This window comes from Actinomyces ihuae (assembly GCF_001457875.1).
Classification (GTDB): Bacteria; Actinomycetota; Actinomycetes; order Actinomycetales; family Actinomycetaceae; genus Pauljensenia; species Pauljensenia radingae_A.
The window spans coordinates 281,285-297,954 of record NZ_CZPX01000005.1; the positions used below are offsets into that span (position 1 = coordinate 281,285).

At 58.7% G+C, this 16,670-nt stretch carries 12 protein-coding genes and 1 riboswitch; of the genes, 2 read left to right on the plus strand and 10 right to left on the minus strand.

Annotated elements, in window-relative coordinates; genetic code table 11:
* Window positions 1-200: 200 nt before the first annotated feature.
* A complete protein-coding gene (locus BN3002_RS05945) occupies window positions 201-1,022 on the minus strand; it encodes an exodeoxyribonuclease III (protein ID WP_058237095.1) in 822 nt (273 codons plus the stop codon).
* Between the two features lie 156 nt (window positions 1,023-1,178).
* Between BN3002_RS05945 and BN3002_RS05950 the strand changes: the two genes are divergently transcribed.
* Window positions 1,179-2,186 carry a cation diffusion facilitator family transporter gene (locus BN3002_RS05950; protein ID WP_058237096.1) on the plus strand — a complete coding sequence of 336 codons (1,008 nt, stop codon included), beginning with the start codon at window positions 1,179-1,181 and terminating at the stop codon, window positions 2,184-2,186.
* A gap of 16 nt (window positions 2,187-2,202) precedes the next feature.
* On the opposite strand, the gene BN3002_RS05955 is transcribed toward BN3002_RS05950, so the two are convergent.
* The 6 genes from BN3002_RS05955 to BN3002_RS05980 form a co-directional block, all read right to left on the minus strand.
* A complete protein-coding gene (locus tag BN3002_RS05955) occupies window positions 2,203-3,114 on the minus strand; it encodes a bifunctional methylenetetrahydrofolate dehydrogenase/methenyltetrahydrofolate cyclohydrolase (protein WP_058237097.1) in 912 nt (303 codons plus the stop codon).
* A complete protein-coding gene (gene glyA, locus BN3002_RS05960) occupies window positions 3,111-4,403 on the minus strand; it encodes a serine hydroxymethyltransferase (RefSeq protein WP_058237098.1) in 1,293 nt (430 codons plus the stop codon). The genes BN3002_RS05955 and glyA overlap by 4 nt, the downstream gene beginning before the upstream one ends.
* Window positions 4,404-4,477: 74 nt before the next feature.
* A riboswitch (ZMP/ZTP riboswitch) is annotated at window positions 4,478-4,562 on the minus strand.
* Between the two features lie 43 nt (window positions 4,563-4,605).
* On the minus strand, window positions 4,606-5,484 hold the full coding sequence (purU, locus tag BN3002_RS05965) for a formyltetrahydrofolate deformylase (protein ID WP_058237099.1): 879 nt from the start codon (window positions 5,482-5,484) through the stop codon (window positions 4,606-4,608).
* 122 nt (window positions 5,485-5,606) lie between these two features.
* A complete protein-coding gene (locus BN3002_RS05970; RefSeq protein WP_058237100.1) occupies window positions 5,607-6,935 on the minus strand; it encodes an amidohydrolase in 1,329 nt (442 codons plus the stop codon).
* A gap of 9 nt (window positions 6,936-6,944) precedes the next feature.
* Window positions 6,945-8,528: a C4-dicarboxylate transporter DcuC gene (gene dcuC / locus BN3002_RS05975; protein ID WP_082628562.1), complete on the minus strand. Its 1,584-nt coding sequence runs from the start codon at window positions 8,526-8,528 to the stop codon at window positions 6,945-6,947.
* A gap of 118 nt (window positions 8,529-8,646) precedes the next feature.
* A complete protein-coding gene (locus BN3002_RS05980) occupies window positions 8,647-9,636 on the minus strand; it encodes a malate dehydrogenase (protein WP_058237102.1) in 990 nt (329 codons plus the stop codon).
* Between the two features lie 218 nt (window positions 9,637-9,854).
* Here BN3002_RS05980 and BN3002_RS05985 point away from each other — a divergent pair, with 218 nt between their 5' ends.
* A complete protein-coding gene (locus BN3002_RS05985; protein WP_257525506.1) occupies window positions 9,855-11,012 on the plus strand; it encodes a PPK2 family polyphosphate kinase in 1,158 nt (385 codons plus the stop codon).
* A 193-nt stretch (window positions 11,013-11,205) separates the two neighbouring features.
* Here the strand turns inward: BN3002_RS05985 and BN3002_RS05990 are convergent, their stop codons facing one another.
* The 3 genes from BN3002_RS05990 to BN3002_RS06000 all read right to left on the minus strand — a co-directional run bounded on the left by BN3002_RS05990 (window position 11,206) and on the right by BN3002_RS06000 (window position 16,014).
* Window positions 11,206-11,484, minus strand: a complete 279-nt coding sequence (locus tag BN3002_RS05990) for a hypothetical protein (RefSeq protein ID WP_154955707.1) — start codon at window positions 11,482-11,484, stop codon at window positions 11,206-11,208.
* Between the two features lie 378 nt (window positions 11,485-11,862).
* The gene (gene pgi / locus BN3002_RS05995; protein ID WP_058237104.1) at window positions 11,863-13,605 is read right to left on the minus strand and encodes a glucose-6-phosphate isomerase; all 1,743 of its coding nucleotides are present in this window, start codon (window positions 13,603-13,605) and stop codon (window positions 11,863-11,865) included.
* A 48-nt stretch (window positions 13,606-13,653) separates the two neighbouring features.
* Window positions 13,654-16,014 (minus strand): 6-phosphofructokinase, encoded by a 2,361-nt coding sequence (locus tag BN3002_RS06000; protein ID WP_257525510.1) that lies wholly within the window; start codon window positions 16,012-16,014, stop codon window positions 13,654-13,656.
* Window positions 16,015-16,670 lie beyond the last annotated feature (656 nt).

Here is a 16,670-nt window from a genome sequence, read left to right on the forward strand (position 1 = left end):
CGAACATCACAAGCAACGCAACACTATTCAGCAAAACTAGCAACGCACCACACGTGAACGTTTGAAACTCAGCAGAATCGTGCGGGCGATCCAGGGTCATGAGGTAGAAGACTGGCGAGCGTCGTCAGATCGGAAAGAGCCTATTTTTTCAGGAGATCTGGCTCGCACACACTGCTGTTCTTCAACGGGTGTGATTGCAATTAATCGAACTCATACGACACGGTCAAAGCGGCATGGTCTGACATGCGCGCATCGTAAGAGGCGGCGCGATCAATCGAAAAGGACCGTGCCTTTTGCGCCAGATCCGGCGTCACAAACTGATAATCAATGCGCCACCCGGCGTCATTATCGAATGCTTTGCCTCGCCACGACCACCACGTGTATGGGCCTTGGACATCCCCCGCAAGCTCGCGGACGGTGTCGCACCAGCCACCCTCGGCCCATGACGACACAAAGGCAATTTCCTCGTCGAGCACTCCGGCACGCTTGTTGTGGTTCGGCTTCCAGTTCTTGATGTCCAATTCGGAGCGAACGATGTTGAAATCTCCCGCAACGAGAGCTTGACGCCCCTTCGCCGAATTCGCAGCTTTCAACAGTTCGCTCATGCGCGCTGACACCCTCGGCAGGTGCGCCATCTTGGCATCCTGCTTCGGTGTATCCTTCTCGCCCGAATGGAAATACGCCGACACAAGCGTCAGTGGAGTGGCAAATTCAAGGTCCACTTCCAGCCAGCGACCCGAATCCACATCACTTTCCTGGTCGTCCAGCGTTGTCCGCACGTCTCCAATCAGCGCCTCGTTCTCAATCGGGACAGCGACTGCTACGCCCGCACGCCCTTTCGCCCGCGATGGCACGGCCACAACATGCCACTGCGACCCCAGAATCTCACGCGTCACTTCTTCCGGCGCGCGCACCTCCTGCATCAGGAGGACGTCGGGGTGCTGGCGATTCAACCAGTCGTTCAGTCCTCGTTTAGCGGCAGCGCGGATCCCGTTGAGGTTGACAGTCGTGACGTTCAGCATGCCTCTATTGTGCCCGAAACTTCACCGAGTGGTCGCTTGCAAGCGACCACTCGACATCACGGACTTGGCAAGGCAGCGAGAAATGGCTACTCTATAGCCAACCAAGGATACCCCCTTGGGGTATTGATTTTCGTTGTCACCTAGCGAAAGGACGCCATGTCGCCCGATGTCGAGCATCGCGATTGCTGCGAGGAGTCGGAGCAATCATCACCCCACAGCAGGCCCACATCCGCCGAGAAGTCGCTTGCAAGCGACCACTCGCATTCACATTCGCACTCGCATGCTGCCAGTTCCCGAGGGCGTCTGATTGCAGCCTTGTCCATTACGGCAACTGTCCTCCTCGTCGAGACAATCGGCGGCGCACTTTCAGGATCACTCGCACTTTTTGCAGATGCCGGCCACATGGCGGTGGACTCCACCGGGCTGGTGATTGCGCTGATCGCGGCTCACCTTTCGCTGCGCCCGCGCACCGACAGATTCACATGGGGTCTCGCACGATCCGAAGTGGTCGCAGCGGCACTGCAGGCAGGTATGCTCGCCGCGATCTGCGTGATGATCGCATATGAAGCCATCGGCCGCTTCATGAACCCCGAGCAACTCGACACCCGCATCATGCTGATCGTCGGTATCCTCGGCCTGGCTGCAAACGTCGCTTCCCTACTCGTGCTGATGGGGGGCCGCAGTTCCTCGTTGAACATGCGCGCAGCGTTCCTCGAGGTTGCCACCGACGCGTTAGGGTCGGTCGCGGTCATCATCGGCGCGGTCGTCGCCCATTTCAGCGGATGGCTCCAAGCGGATGCCCTCGCCTCACTGCTCATCGCGTGCATGATGGCTCCGAGGGCGATCACACTCTTGCGCCGCTCAGTGGCGATCCTGATGGAGGAAACACCACCCGGCCTGGAACTGGCAACGGTGCGTGAACATATGCTCCATGTTCAAGGAGTCAAAGACGTACATGACCTGCATGCCTCGACCATTGCGACAGGAGTGATAGCCCTGACGGCTCACGTCACCGTCCAACCCGAGTTGAACGAGCACGAGCGATCCGACATTTTGCACACACTCGCCAGCTGCGTACAGGAACACTTTCCCGTCACGATCACGCATTCCACGTTCCAGTTGGAAAGCCCCCAGCACCGCGAACATGAACAGTTAAGGCACTAAGCTCACACCTGCGCATTTACACCTGAGCGGAGAAACCCGCCTTTCGCTCAGCCATTTCAACCACGTTCGCCAACAGGAGGGCACGCGTCATCGGCCCGACGCCACCGGGATTCGGTGACAGCCATGCCGCAACACGATCAACTCCGTCGGCCACATCTCCATGCAGCCGCGCCCGGCCATCAGCTTCCGTCACGCGAGAAACGCCAACATCGAGCACCGCCGCACCTTCACGCACCATGTCAGCGGTGATCAGTCCCGGCGAGCCAGCCGCAGCCACAATCACGTCAGCATTGCGCACCTGTTCAGCGAGGTTGCGCGTGCCCGTATGGCACAGCGTCACGGTCGCGTTGATGTTCTTACGCGTCAGCAGCAATCCGATCGAACGGCCGACGGTCACTCCCCTGCCAACTACGCACACATCCGCGCCATTGAGTTCCACGCCGTAGCGTTCCAACAGCTCAATGACGGCGCGCGGCGTACACGGAAGGGGCGAGGTGATGTCACCCGCCGCGCGCAGCACCAAGCGGCCCAGGTTCATCGGATGCAGGCCGTCAGCGTCCTTATCCGGATCGATGCGCTCCAACACGGCCTGGGAATCGACCCCGACGGGTAGCGGAAGCTGCACAATGAAACCCGTGCAGGCAGGATCAGCGTTGAGCTGGTCGACAGCCTGCTCAATATCAGCCTGAGAGACCGACTCGGGCAAGTCAATGCGAATCGACTCGAGGCCAACCTCCGCACAGTCACGGTGTTTGCCGGCAACATAGGTCACTGACCCGGGATCTTCACCCACCAGGATTGTTCCCAGCCCTGCATGGACACCGGCTTCACGCAGACGTGAGACGCGCTCAGCAAGCTCGCCCTTTATAGCAGCAGCGGTGGCTTTCCCATCCAGTACCTGTGCGGCACCTTTCCACGGCGCTCTCACTGCTGCAGCCCGTCGTACAACGGGAAGGCATCAGTCAGTGCACGCACGCGCGCCTGCAGACCCTCCATATCCACTGTCTCCTTGGAGGCCGCCTGAACCAGTGCGGTCGCGATGATGTCGGCAACTTCGGTGAACTCCTCATCACCAAAACCGCGCGTAGCCAGCGCCGGCGTTCCGATACGCAGACCGGATGTGACTGCCGGTGGGCGCGGGTCAAACGGCACAGCATTGCGATTGACCGTGATGCCGACTTCGTGCAGCAGATCCTCAGCCTGCTTGCCGTCAAGAGTTGAATCAACGAGGTCAACGAGCACCAGGTGCACATCGGTGCCGCCGGTGACCAGCTTGATGCCGACCTTCTTCGCATCGTCGCGTCCCAGACGCTCTGCAAGTTTCTGCGCGCCAGCAAGAGTTCTGACCTGGCGGTCCTTGAACTCCGGGGTCTGAGCCACTTTCATTGCTACGGCCTTGGCAGCCACCACATGCATCAGCGGGCCACCCTGCTGACCTGGGAACACAGCAGAATTCAGCTTCTTGCCCCACTGCTCGCCGCGCGCGGACAAGATCATGCCGGAGCGGGGACCCCCCAGTGTCTTGTGGACCGTCGTGGTCACCACGTCGGCGTGGGGCAGTGGGCTTGGGTGCAGTCCGGCTGCAACGAGGCCGGCAAAGTGCGCCATGTCAACCCACAGCGCAGCGCCAACCTCGTCGGCAATGCTGCGGAAAGCAGCAAAGTCAAGGTGACGAGGGTAGGCCGACCAGCCGGCAATGATCACACGGGGACGCTCACGCAGCGCCACTTCACGCACCTGATCGGGCTCGATACGCATTGTTGTGCGGTCAACTTCGTATGCGGTGGCGTGGTACATCTTGCCGGAAAAGTTGATGCGCATTCCGTGTGTCAGGTGGCCGCCGTGAGCCAAGGACAGACCCAAAATCGTGTCCCCCGGTTTTGCCATCGCCATGAGCGCGGCGGCATTGGCCTGCGCGCCTGAGTGTGGCTGCACGTTGACGAAATCGGCACCGAACACTTTCTTGGCGCGTTCAATTGCGAGACTTTCAGCAACGTCCACTGCCTCGCACCCGCCGTAGTAGCGGCGTCCCGGGTATCCTTCGGCGTACTTGTTGGTCAGAACTGATCCCTGAGCCTGCAGAACGGCACGCGGGACAAAGTTTTCCGACGCGATCATTTCAAGGGTGGCGCGTTGACGGTTCAGCTCATCATCCAGCACCTTTGCGATGTCAGGATCGAGTTCGGCCAACGTATGGGAGTTGAGAGAATCACTCATTGCTGCTCCAGTTTTCAATTCGCTTGTCTGGCTTTCACTAGTGGCGAGGATGGCCCCAGCCGTTCCTCGCTCGGTTGCGTGGCCCAGGCGGGCGACCGCGACAACCCTATTTCGCTCCCCGGTGGTCATCCCACCTGTTCGCCAGTTGCGACAGATTCATCTTATCAACTGTGTTCCGCTGCGGAAACCGCCAGTGCGGACACTAGCGGGAGAATACGACGGTTCGGTTGCCGTTCATCAGGACACGGCGTTCAGCATGCCAACGCACTGCCTGCGCGAGGACTCGGCGTTCAACATCCTGCCCCAGCTCCACCATGTCGCGGGTGGAATCGGCGTGCGTGACTCGCGTGACGTCCTGCTCGATGATCGGCCCTTCGTCCAGGTCGGCTGTAACGTAGTGCGCGGTTGCGCCGATGAGTTTGACGCCGCGTTCGTGAGCCTGGGCGTATGGGCGCGCGCCTTTGAACGAAGGCAGGAATGAGTGGTGAATATTGATGACTCGTCCGGCCATTTCACGGCATACCGAATCAGACAGGATCTGCATATAGCGGGCCAGGACGACCAATTCAACCTGCTCGGACTTGATGAGGTCAAGAAGTTCTGCCTCGGCGCGCGCTTTTGAATCCTTGGTGACCGGAATACTGAGAAAGGGGACGCCGTAGAACTGTGCGACCGGCGCGAGGTCAGGGTGGTTACCGACAACTGCAACCACTTCGATAGGCAGACCTTGAGAGCGCTGCCGATAGAGCAGGTCCGTGAGACAGTGCCCTTCGCGCGAAACCATAATGACGGTGCGGAGCGGTCGCCCCAACTGGTCGACGCGCCAGGAGGCGTTGAACTTGTCGGCGATTCGTGTCAGGCCTTCTTCGACAGGACCTCGACCAACAGGTGATTCAGCTTCCATTCGCATGAAGAACAGGCCGGTATCCGGGTCACCGAATTGCTGCGACTGGATAATGTTGCCGCCGATGTCGCTCATGATGCCGGAGGCTGCGTGAACAATTCCTGGCTGGTCCGGGCAGGAAAGGGTGATGACAAGCTTGTCGATTGTCGAGGGGGGCACTGTCGAATCATGTTCCATAGTCCTAAGGGTAATGATTCACAGGCACTCCGGCCTAATCCAGTCCACCGCTTCTGATACGTGGTGTGCGCCGAGTGGTCGCATGCATGCGACCACTCGGCGCCATAACGATGTGAACTCGGTCAGTGTGCGGCTGGCATTTCCGCGATGGCGGCTGCGCTGATGACGCGCACTCCTTTGGGCAGGACAGCTTCATCCACCGTGAACTCGACGGAGTGCAGGCCGCCCTTCGACGGAGTGAAGATCAGCAGCAATGAGGCCTTTCCGCCGTTGTCCTGGACTCGCTTCATCATGAATGCGTAGTCTTCGGAAGCGGTCATTTCCACCCACTTCGGGTCATTGGCGCGTACGCCCACCAACTCGCCAGCTTCAGCGATTCGGTCCATCAGGTCCGGATCGGAATCCAGGGAGATGGCCTCTCCCATGCGCACGATCTCGTAGTCGCACTCATACATCCGTGCAGCCGCTTCGATCACGGTGCGGGCTCGGTGCTCCATGTACTCGTTGATCTCGGTCGTTGAACCGCGAACTTCCATCTCAAAGTGTGTATGATCTGCGACAATATTGCGGGTATCGCCGGCAACGATCTTGCCGACACTCACGCGGGTCGCCCCTTCTGAGTGGCGCGAAATCGCATATAGGTTCAACACTGCGGTGCACGCGGCGAGAATGGTGTTCTTGCCTTTTTGCGGCGCGCCTGAAGCGTGGGCTGCCAGTCCTTTCAGATTCACGTCGTACTTCGTGGTGGCCAGAGCCCCGCCGGATCCGGGCGCGTAGTCGGATTCTTCGAAGTCGTGTGGCCATACGTGTTGCGCGAACATGACGTCGACGTCATCGACATGGCCGGCGGCCACCATCGATTTCGCTCCGCGAACGCCTTCTTCAGCGGGCTGAAACAAAATCTTCAGCGTTCCTGACCAGGAGTCCTTCATCTGTGCCATTGTGCGGGCAACACCCAGCCCCATCGTGATGTGAGCGTCGTGTCCACACGCATGCATGGTGGAGGCGTGAATGGAGTTAAAACCCTCATCCGCTGGGTAATACCCCTTTTCTGAGGATTCCTGCAGCGGCAGCGCGTCAATGTCGAAGCGCATGCCGACAGTGGGGCCGTCCCCATTACGGAGAATTGCCACAGTACCTGTGTGTCCTCCGGCAATCGAGTGAACAAAGTCGGCGTCGGCACCCTCGTCAATCGCTCGGGCAATTGCGGCCTCATCTTCTTCGGAGCTGGGCAGTCCCATTCGCTCCTCAGACAGGCACGCGTCCTTTCCCTGCAGGACCTCATAGCCCCACTCGCGCAGATGCTGGACGATGATCGACGTGGTGCGATACTCGAGGAATCCGAGTTCAGGATGTGCGTGGAAGTCGCGGCGCCACTGGACCAGGTCATCGGTCATGGCGTCGACATTCGATGTGAGTGTTTCAGCGATCTGCATTGGTAAAAGAGCCATGTTTCCTCCTTAAATGAGAACTCGAAGCAGGTAATCCCACACGATCGACGAGGTGACCATGATCACGTAAGCGGGGATCATGACGGGGATTGTTCGTTTGACGAGGTCGACCGGGCTGACATCACCAAGTCCGGCAACTGCAATCACGACGCCCGCGATAGGCGACATGGAGCGACCGATGCCTGATGCCAGTTCCATTGGCTGAGCCAGGAACACGGTGTCAACGCCCAGGGGTTTGGCAATGTCGGGGATAAGTTCTGAGAACGCGAACCACGGTGCGTTGCCGGAGCCCATCAGGACCGCTGACAGGAAGATCACCAACGTCATGATGATGGTGATCGGAATTGCCCCCATATTGAATCGCTCGGCGCCATCAATAACGAACGAAATAAACCCGAGCTGGGTCAAACCGGCAGCAAACATCTGGCCGCCGACAATGAGTGTCACGATGTTGACGAATTGGCGACCCATGCCCTCGAAGAAAACGGAGAAAGCGTCCGCGCCGCGTTGGAATGAACGGTAGCGAATCATTTCGCAAATAACGGCGAGCATTCCGGAAATAATCATGGCAGTTGCCACGTTCATTTTGATGCTGGTAATCACGAAAGGCGAGAAAACAATGAGCAGGACCAGTGGCGTAAATGGAAGGAGCGCGTATGCCTTCGGGGTCGGCTTGTCGACACGTTCAGCTTCCTTGGTGTCCGCCTTGGTCTTGGCGGCGGTGTCGGACCCACCATTTGCAGCGCGTTGTGCCAGGGCCGACTTTCCGCCCGAGGACCTTTTAATACCTGCGAGCTCAGCCTTGATTTCATCCCAGTCTGCTTTGTCGGGAGTAGTTCCGGCCTTGCGGTCGAAGTACTGCTGGACGAAGTAATGGAGGATGAACACCGATGCGACGACCACCAGTGCGACGGGCAGCTGGTATTGAATAAAATATTCTTGGACGGTCATGCCGGACGTCTGGGCCGCCATATTGGCGTTTGAGGAAGCAGGGCCAAGGTCCAGACAGCTGCCGGTCGCGATGACGCCCGTGGCAGACAGTTTCGAGATTCCCAGGGATCGCAGGAGCGGATAGACGGTCACCATCAGCAGCATCGCCAGGCCAGCTGCCGATGGAATGATCAAGCACAGTGTCTGAGCCAGGATGTAGGTGGAGGCAAGAACAACGTAGGGCTTGTTGATCTTCTGGAGCGGTTTGGTTGCGATGGCGACCAGTGCTGATGATGCACCGACTCGGTCCATGACCAGCGAGAAACCGCCGACCGCCATGATGATCAGACCGAGCTTGGCACCTAGATTCCCGAACGTCTGAGTGATCTGGTCGAAGACATCCAGGAACGCCGAGCCAGTGGTCTGGTCTTCATCCATCAATGGTTTCATTGACAGTGGAATAGCACAAAGCAGCATAAATAGACCGGAAAAAATCAGGACGGTCTGCGGATGATAACGGTGAAAAATCAGATACGCCACAACCACGGTCGTGGCAGTCGCTATGAGGAACCCAATCATTTGAATCCTTTCGATATTGTTTCCACACTGCATCGTTGAAGTGATAACAAACTCTATCTCTGAAAACAGGGATGGCGCATTCATATTCAAGTATGCCAGTCACAGCACAAAAAGAACGCTGGACACGCTTCCTGATTATTGCTCGTGGAGCAAGTCAGGGAGGGCGTTCCAGCGTTCTTCTGGACTGTCCTGCTGGCGAGAACTACTTGATGAAGCCGAGGGCTTTCACTGCGTCGTATTCTTCCTGCAGAGCCTTGATGTTGTGGTCGATGCCGGCGCGGGTGGCTTCGGAGATTTCGAGGCCTTCAACGATCTGGTATTCGCCGTTCACTGCGCGCACCGGGAAGCCGAAGGAGAAGCCTTCAGGAACGTCGTAGTGCGAGCCATCTGAATGGACACCAGCGGTGACCCATTCACCTTCGGGCGTGCCGTGGATCCAGGTGTGCATGTGGTCGATCGCGGCGTTGGCTGCTGATGCCGCTGAGGACGCGCCACGTGCGGCGATGATGGCGGCGCCACGTTTGGCAACGACAGGGCGGAATTCCTCGTCGAGCCACTTTTCGTCAACCAGGTCGGTGGCCGGCTTTCCGTCAACGGTGGCGTAGGAGACATCCGGGTACTGGTCGGCCGAGTGGTTGCCCCACACAACAATGTTCTTGATGTCGCTGACAGCTGCACCGGTCTTGTGGGCCAGTTGGCTGATGGCGCGGTTGTGATCCAGACGCATCATGGAGGTGAAGCGGTCGGCTGGCACATCGGGCGCAGCGTTGGCTGCGATCACGGCGTTCGTGTTGGCGGGGTTGCCCACGACCAGGACGCGCACATCATCGGCTGCGCCAGCGTTGATTGCGGCACCCTGAGGTCCGAAGATTCCGGCATTGGCTTCAAGCAGGTCAGCGCGCTCCATGCCCTTCGAACGCGGGCGTGCACCCACGAGCAGGCCAACGCTGGTTCCCTCGAATGCCTTGGTGGCGTCATCGAAAATGTCGACGCCGGCCAGCAGCGGGAATGCGCAGTCGTCGAGCTCCATGGCTGTGCCTTCAGCTGCCTTGACAGCCTGAGGGATCTCCAGCAGATGAAGCTTGACTGGAACGTCGGGTCCGAAAATTGCGCCTGATGCGATGCGGAAAAGCAGCGCGTATCCAATGTTTCCAGCGGCACCGGTTACGGTGACGATTTTGGGTTGAGCCATGATGTGGAACTCCTTGATTGAATGATCGAGCGTTCCCGGTAGGGTTCGCGTTCCGGCCCGGATCCGTGCTCCGAGCTCTCATGACAAGCCTACGGCGCAATTTTGTCCTTTACTAGGGAAAGCAGTCCCAAGTTTGCGACGACTCTGTGCAAAACGGTCGATCTTTTCCGCGTTTACAGGCGTTTCTAAGGTGTAAAAGAGTCGCCCTCGTCACTAAAATGTCACCCATGGGTTCGAAGAAGAAAAAGAAGCGCGCCGACCGAGCAGATGCCGTGCCTACACGTGCCTCGACGATGGATTCTTCCCGGCAGCGAGGCTGGACAACTGATCCGCGCAAACTGCTTGCCGTTCACGGAGAGCTGGATTTGGCAACCATTTACCGTGACAAGACTCCCGGCTGGGACGAGGGTAAGAAGGACGGCCAGAAAGCTATGGAAGATCAGGCAACTGATCTGGCCGAGCTGCAGGAACGACTCTTTGCGCAGGCTCACAGCGATAACGGCAGCTCTGAAGCAGTGTTGATCGTCCTCCAAGGGCTTGATACCGCCGGTAAGGGCGGCATTGTGCGGCATGTGATGGGGTTGGTGGACCCGCAGGGCGTGTCCCTGGCGGCGTTCAAAGCCCCCACGAAAGAAGAACTCAAGCACCATTTTCTGTGGCGCATTCGCCGCGAGCTTCCCGAACCTGGAATGATTGGCGTGTTTGACCGCTCCCACTATGAGGATGTCTTGGTGCCGACGGCGCAAAAACTGGTGGGTCACGATGATGAGCATGGGCGCTCATGGGTCGTCGACGACAAGACCCTTCGAGATCGCTACCGCGCCATCAGGCGTTTCGAAAAGCGCACCCTGGAAAAGGGTATTCATATCATCAAGATTTTCCTTGCGATTTCTTTTGAAGAGCAGGGGGAGCGGCTGCGTGAGCGCCTCGACCGTCGTGACAAGCACTGGAAGTTCTCGACTGGCGACCTGGTGGTGCGCAATGAGTGGTCGCAATATCAGCAGGCGTATCAGGAAGTGATTTCGCGGACCTCCACTGATGACGCACCGTGGTATGTTGTCCCCGCTGATCGCAAGTGGTATGCGCGATTGGCGGTTTCAGAGATTCTGCGCCGCACGCTTATCGACATCAATCCGTCGTGGCCTCAGGCCGACTTCGATGTTGACCAGGCGCTTGTTGATTTGGAGAAGACGACGTCGCCGGAGGCTTTGGCTCGCTTTGCGTTCGAGCGTTCAGATTCGCATGAAGAGTTCCTCGACGCCCTCGCCGTAATGGACGAGGACGACGAGGGTGACTCTGATGACTCACAGTCTGCTGGTTCAGGTGATGATGCGGATGAGATTCGCCTGTCAACCGACGCGTTCCGATACAACTAACTGTCGGAGCACGTAGCTGCCGGAACACGGTGAGCGCGGTAGATGCACGGGCGTGCTCACGGTGATTCGTACAGCATGCCCGCGCCGCGGGGCTTGGGCCGTCAGGCGCTCCGCAGTTTGAGCCATCGGAGAAGGCATCCGCCCCTTCCGGGGCGGCCACACGTTTACTGGCGGGAAGTACCCTTCGCGTCGTTTACAGGCGGCGGATAAACTCCACTGCAACTTCAAGCGGGACAGGATCTTGCTTGATGAGGGCCCGCGTTGCCCTGATTTCGCCGCGTTTATCGGTGTCGCGGATGAGGCGCAGTGAGTCTTTATCAACGGGAGATTCTCTTAACATGCGGTCGATTGAACCGCCGTACTTGGCGGTGAAGTAGTCGGTCCGGTTGCTCGGCATTTTTCGCCGCGCAACCACCGCTGCGGCGGCGATCAGAAGGATTAGAACTACAGCCACAATAAACCCGACAATCATCACGGACTCCATCCCTCGACGTTTGCCTCCATTTCGGCTTTCTTGAGATTCCCCCTCTAGGATGTCAGAACTCGGGGAACATCCTTGGCCTACTGCCGTGTTGTTGAGATTTTATCTGCACCGACTTATGTGCCGGTGTGTATGTTTTTCTTACCATGTCGTCCACAGAGTTTCTACCTCTCTTATAAATGCCGACCGCGACCGAATGTCGGCACTTAGAATCTTCGTACTGAAGCGCCCGAGTCCTACCATGAGCTACACCGTCGTTAGCTCACCGCACACAAAAGTGGCTGCAGGAACTATCTCAGTTCCTGCAGCCACTGGCAAGCATTCAGATATACGGCGCTGAGTCACCCCGTCGGCTTACCCATCGGTTGCTTAGTCCCGCCGGTAGGCGCGGTAGTACTCGATCAGCGCGCGAGTCGAAGAGTCCACCGACGCCAAGACGTCCTCATCGCCGGTAATGGCAGGCATCAGGCCGCGGGCGAGCACTTTACCAAGCTCCACACCCCACTGATCGAAGGAGTCAATCCCCCAGATCGCGCCCTGGACAAAGGTGATGTGCTCGTACAGAGCTATCAACTGCCCCAGAACTGACGGTGTCAGGCTGGGTGCCATGATCGACGTGGTCGGACGGTTTCCACCGAAGATGCGTGCCGGCACGATTTCCTCGGGAGTGCCTTCCGCGCGTACCTCCTCAGCAGTCTTGCCAAACGCCAGTGCCTGAGTTTGAGCGAAGAAGTTCGACAGGAACAATTCATGCATATCGGCACCATTCTCACCGGCACATTCGTCGCGCAGATTCCACGTCGGGTTGGCGAATGCGATGAAGTCGCTCGGCACCATGCGGGTCCCCTGATGAATCAACTGGTAGAAAGCATGCTGACCATTCGTGCCAGGCTCACCCCAGAAGATTTCACCCGTGTCGTAGTCCACCCGAGCCCCGTCATAGCGCACTGATTTGCCGTTGGACTCCATCGTGAGCTGCTGCAGGTAAGCAGGGAAACGGTGCAGATACTGTGAATATGGCAAAACCGCGTGAGTGTCAGCACCCAGGAAGTTGCCGTACCACACGTTGAGCAGACCCATCAGCAGGGGTACGTTGTCTTCAGGTTTGGCGGTCGCGAAGTGCTGGTCAACCGTGCGCATACCGGTGAGGAATTCCTCGAAGCGTTCCGGACCAATTGCCACCACAAGGGACGTACCAACCGCGGAGTCCACCGAATAGCGCCCGCCGACCCAGTTCCAGAATCCAAACGCGTTGGCAGGATCGATGCCGAATTCTTCGACCTTGTCCAGAGCAGTCGACACCGCAACGAAGTGGCGCGAGATCGCTTCTCTTTCACTCACCGTTCCGGCGCTCTGCTCACCAGCGGCGCCCGCCGATTCGGCAGAGCCACCCTCGGCAATGATGCCGCGTTCGCGCAACCCGGACAGCAGCCATTGACGCACGACCTTGGCGTTCGTGATTGTCTCAAGGGTTGTGAATGTCTTCGAGGCCACGATGATCAGCGTGGTCTCAGGGTCAAGGTCCTTCGTTGTTTCTCCCGCATCGGTCGGGTCGATGTTGGAGATGAAGCGGCATTCGATGCCATCCTGGACGTACGGCTTGAGCGCCTCGTATGCCATGACGGGACCGAGATCGGATCCGCCGATGCCGACGTTGACAATTGTCGTCAACGGTTTTCCGCTGGCGCCCAACCACTTTCCTGCACGAACCTTGTCCGCGAAGGCGTAGATCTTCTTGAGTTCTGCGCGCACATCCTTGACCACGTTGACACCGTCAACTTCCAAAACGTCATCGGGTGCGCGGCGCAGGGCGGTGTGCAGCACTGCGCGGTCCTCGGTGACGTTGATGTGCTCGCCGCGCAGCATGGCGTCGCGCCGCTCCCCCACGTTGCACTGCTGCGCCAGCTCAAGGAGGCGCTCCAGAACGTCGGAGGTGATGAGGTTCTTCGACAGATCCACGTGCAGGTCACCCACGCGTCGCGTCCACTGCTGGGCACGGTTCGGCTCGCTCTCGAACCATCCGCGCAAGTCAGGAACAAAGACTTCTGCCAACTCGTCGAGTTGTCCCCAAGCTGAGGTTGTTGTCGGATTAACGGGAGCTTCCATCCCCATTGCGTCCTCCTTCATAGAGCGTATGTCTGGGTCACAGTGCCGCAGCGCTCACTCGCCATCAGCTGGAACAGGCTCAGCCAGCGAGATCGACACGTCGGCCAGTGGTGTATCTGAATGCTCCAAGGATACGGCAGACAGCACGGGCAGCAATTCAAGCCACCACTGGTCAATTGGCCTGCGGTTCTCAGAGTCCAAATCAGCTGACATTGATTCTACCGGCCGCGCCTCAATGTCGTTTTCAATCATCCCGATATAGACCGCGCGGTGGTCATCAGCATCAAACTGTTCAGCCAGGTGCTTCAATGCGTAATACACGAGCCTTGTGGCGAGCAGTCGGTCAAAGGGAGTCGGTGCTCCTCCCTGCTGCAGATGGCCGAGGGCGGAGTCACGCACGTCGAAAAGCCCTTGACCTTCAGCTTCGAACACTGAGGCGAGGAATTCTCGGTCATAATGCGCGGACACTTCTTCATTGACAACCACCAGGAACAGGCGCCGACCTTCTTCGAACGCTCTGCGCATGCGCTTGGCGTCCTTGTCCAGATCGGCCAAGTCGAAATTGCGCTCATGGATGTAGGCGTATTCGGCGCCGGTCGCCATCGCGGCCATGAGGGTGAGGTAGCCGCAACGCCTGCCCATCGTCTCGGCAACAAAGCAGCGCCTCGACGCGGCAGCCGATTCCTTGATACGGTCCAGCGCCCACACAGCATTGTTCAGCGCGGTGTCAGCACCAATAGACAGCTCCGCGCCGGGAAGATTGTTGTCAATTGAGGCCGGCACCAGGATCATCGGAATCTTGAACGCTGGGTATCGTACCCGCTCAGCAGTCATATGTTGGACTGCCAGGTACGCGTTCAGTCCTCCGATAATGACGAGGGCGTCGATGCGGTTGCGTTCGATTGCACGGCCAATCTCATAGAACTGTTCCACTGTCGGAATCGCGCGGCGAGTGCCCAGCTCCGCTCCACCGTGGAAGGCCCAGCCTTCTACGTCAGACCACGTGAGATCGCGGACTCTCCCATCCATCAGGCCTGACCATGATCCGTCAACGCCCAGCATCCGCCAGCCTCGTGCGATACCCAGACGAACCGCTGCGCGAGCTGCAGTGTTCATACCAGGTGCCAGTCCGCCGACATGCAGGATCGCGACTCGTTTCGCGTCGTCTGCAATCGTGATGTCAACCGGAGGCGCTGACAGTATCTCATTGACTTCCAGCATGGTTGAGAACGAGGAACCTCGCGCCTGCTGCGCTGCCGTGTAGTCGCCAGCCGCGATCATCGCTTTGACGGAGCGTGTGCGTTTAATTGCTCTGGTGAGCGGAATACGAGTGACGCGATTGTGGCGCACGCCCAGCACACATGGGGAAAAATCGTCGCCTGCTTTCACAAGTTCCTGGACGGCTGCGTATCCGAGCAGTGTCGACATCCAACGGTCGTATGCCGAGGGTGATCCGCCTCGCTGAGTGTGGCCCGGGATTGTGATGCGGGGGTCTTCGCCTGTTCCTTCACGTAACGCGTCGGCCACGTTTTGCGTGGTGATTGGTTCGCCGTCTTGGTCGGTGGCTCCTTCTGCGACGAGGATCATCGATTCGCGTCGTCCGGCTGCACGTCCTGCGAGGAGCTTGGAGCACATGTCTTCCTGCCAGCCGGGGCCTGCCGGGTTTTCCGGCGTGAATACATAATCCGCGCCGCCTGCCACTGCCGACATGAGCGGGAGGTACCCGCAATGCCTGCCCATTACTTCGATGATGAAGGTACGTTGGTGCGATGCCGCGGTGGAGGATATGTGGTCGATGGCGTCGATGATGCGGTGCAGCGCGGTGTCCGCACCGATCGTCATATCTGTGCCGACCAGGTCGTTGTCGATGGATCCAACCAGGCCGACCACCCGAAGGTACTCATGGCGGCGGGCGTCCTCATCGCTGATTTCCCCCTCGTCGCGAAGCTCACGGATGTGTTGGGGCCACTCGTCCTGAAATTCTTCTGAGCCTGACAGGGAGCCGTCGCCGCCGATGGTGACGAGCCGGTCGATTCCGTTCCTGACAAGGTTCAGGACTGCGCGGTGGCGCCCCTCGTACTCGCGGAATTCGTCGCACCGTGCTGTGCCGATGATGGTTCCGCCTTCAGCGAGGATGCCTGACGCGTCTGACCATCCCATTTCCTTGATGGCGTCTCCGCCGCTGACAGCACCTGCCCACCCTTCCATAATGGCGTAGGGGTGCGCCCCGCGGGCCAGGCAGCTGCGAACAACGGCGCGCACGGCTCCGTTCATTCCTGGAGCGTCACCACCAGACGTGAGGACGCCGATTCGCGGAGCATCAGGATCTGTGTCGACCTGCGGCGTATTGGGATCATGCGTATTCGACGAATTATCGAGGGTCATTGCCTCGGTGCTGGTTGGCTCAGTCGACATGAAGTTCCTCCAAAATCGTACCGGTGCATCTGCGTTGCTGGCCTCGCAGGTCACGAAGTTCAGCATGCCCGTAACTAGACTACCGTCAATTGGCCCGATGGGGCATCTCGCAATTGCCCGCTCATCGTGTCAGTGACGGCCAACGCGGCGCCAGTGAATTCTCGCTTCACCATTGCGACACGCGTTCCTCCCTTCGCCCGTTTCTTTCCCCCTCACTTTCCCCCCCTCGCCCCTCTTCATTCCCCTGCCCCCTCACGCCGTTGCCCTTTTCACCCCTCTCCTTCTCTTTGCCCTCTTCGCCCTCTTCGCCCCCTTCTGTCGATCAGGACGAGGTACGAGGGTGACCTGATCAGCTTTCATCACCATCGATGCAGTTCAGAGCGGTTCGCCTGAAAAAGAGTTACCAGTTCAGCCGCCCAGATCGACAGTTGTGTAAGTGGAGGGGATGGGTGGAATGGTCTCGCATCAGATCGACAGTTGTGTAAGTGACGGGGATGGGAGGAGTGGTCTCGCATCAGATCGACAGGTGAGTATATGGGAGGGCGCCAACAATGCGTAGTAGACGAGGACTGCGCGCGAGTGCACCGACTATGCACACCAGCACAGGACACCGACTATGCACACCAGCACAGGACACCGACTATGCACACCTACAC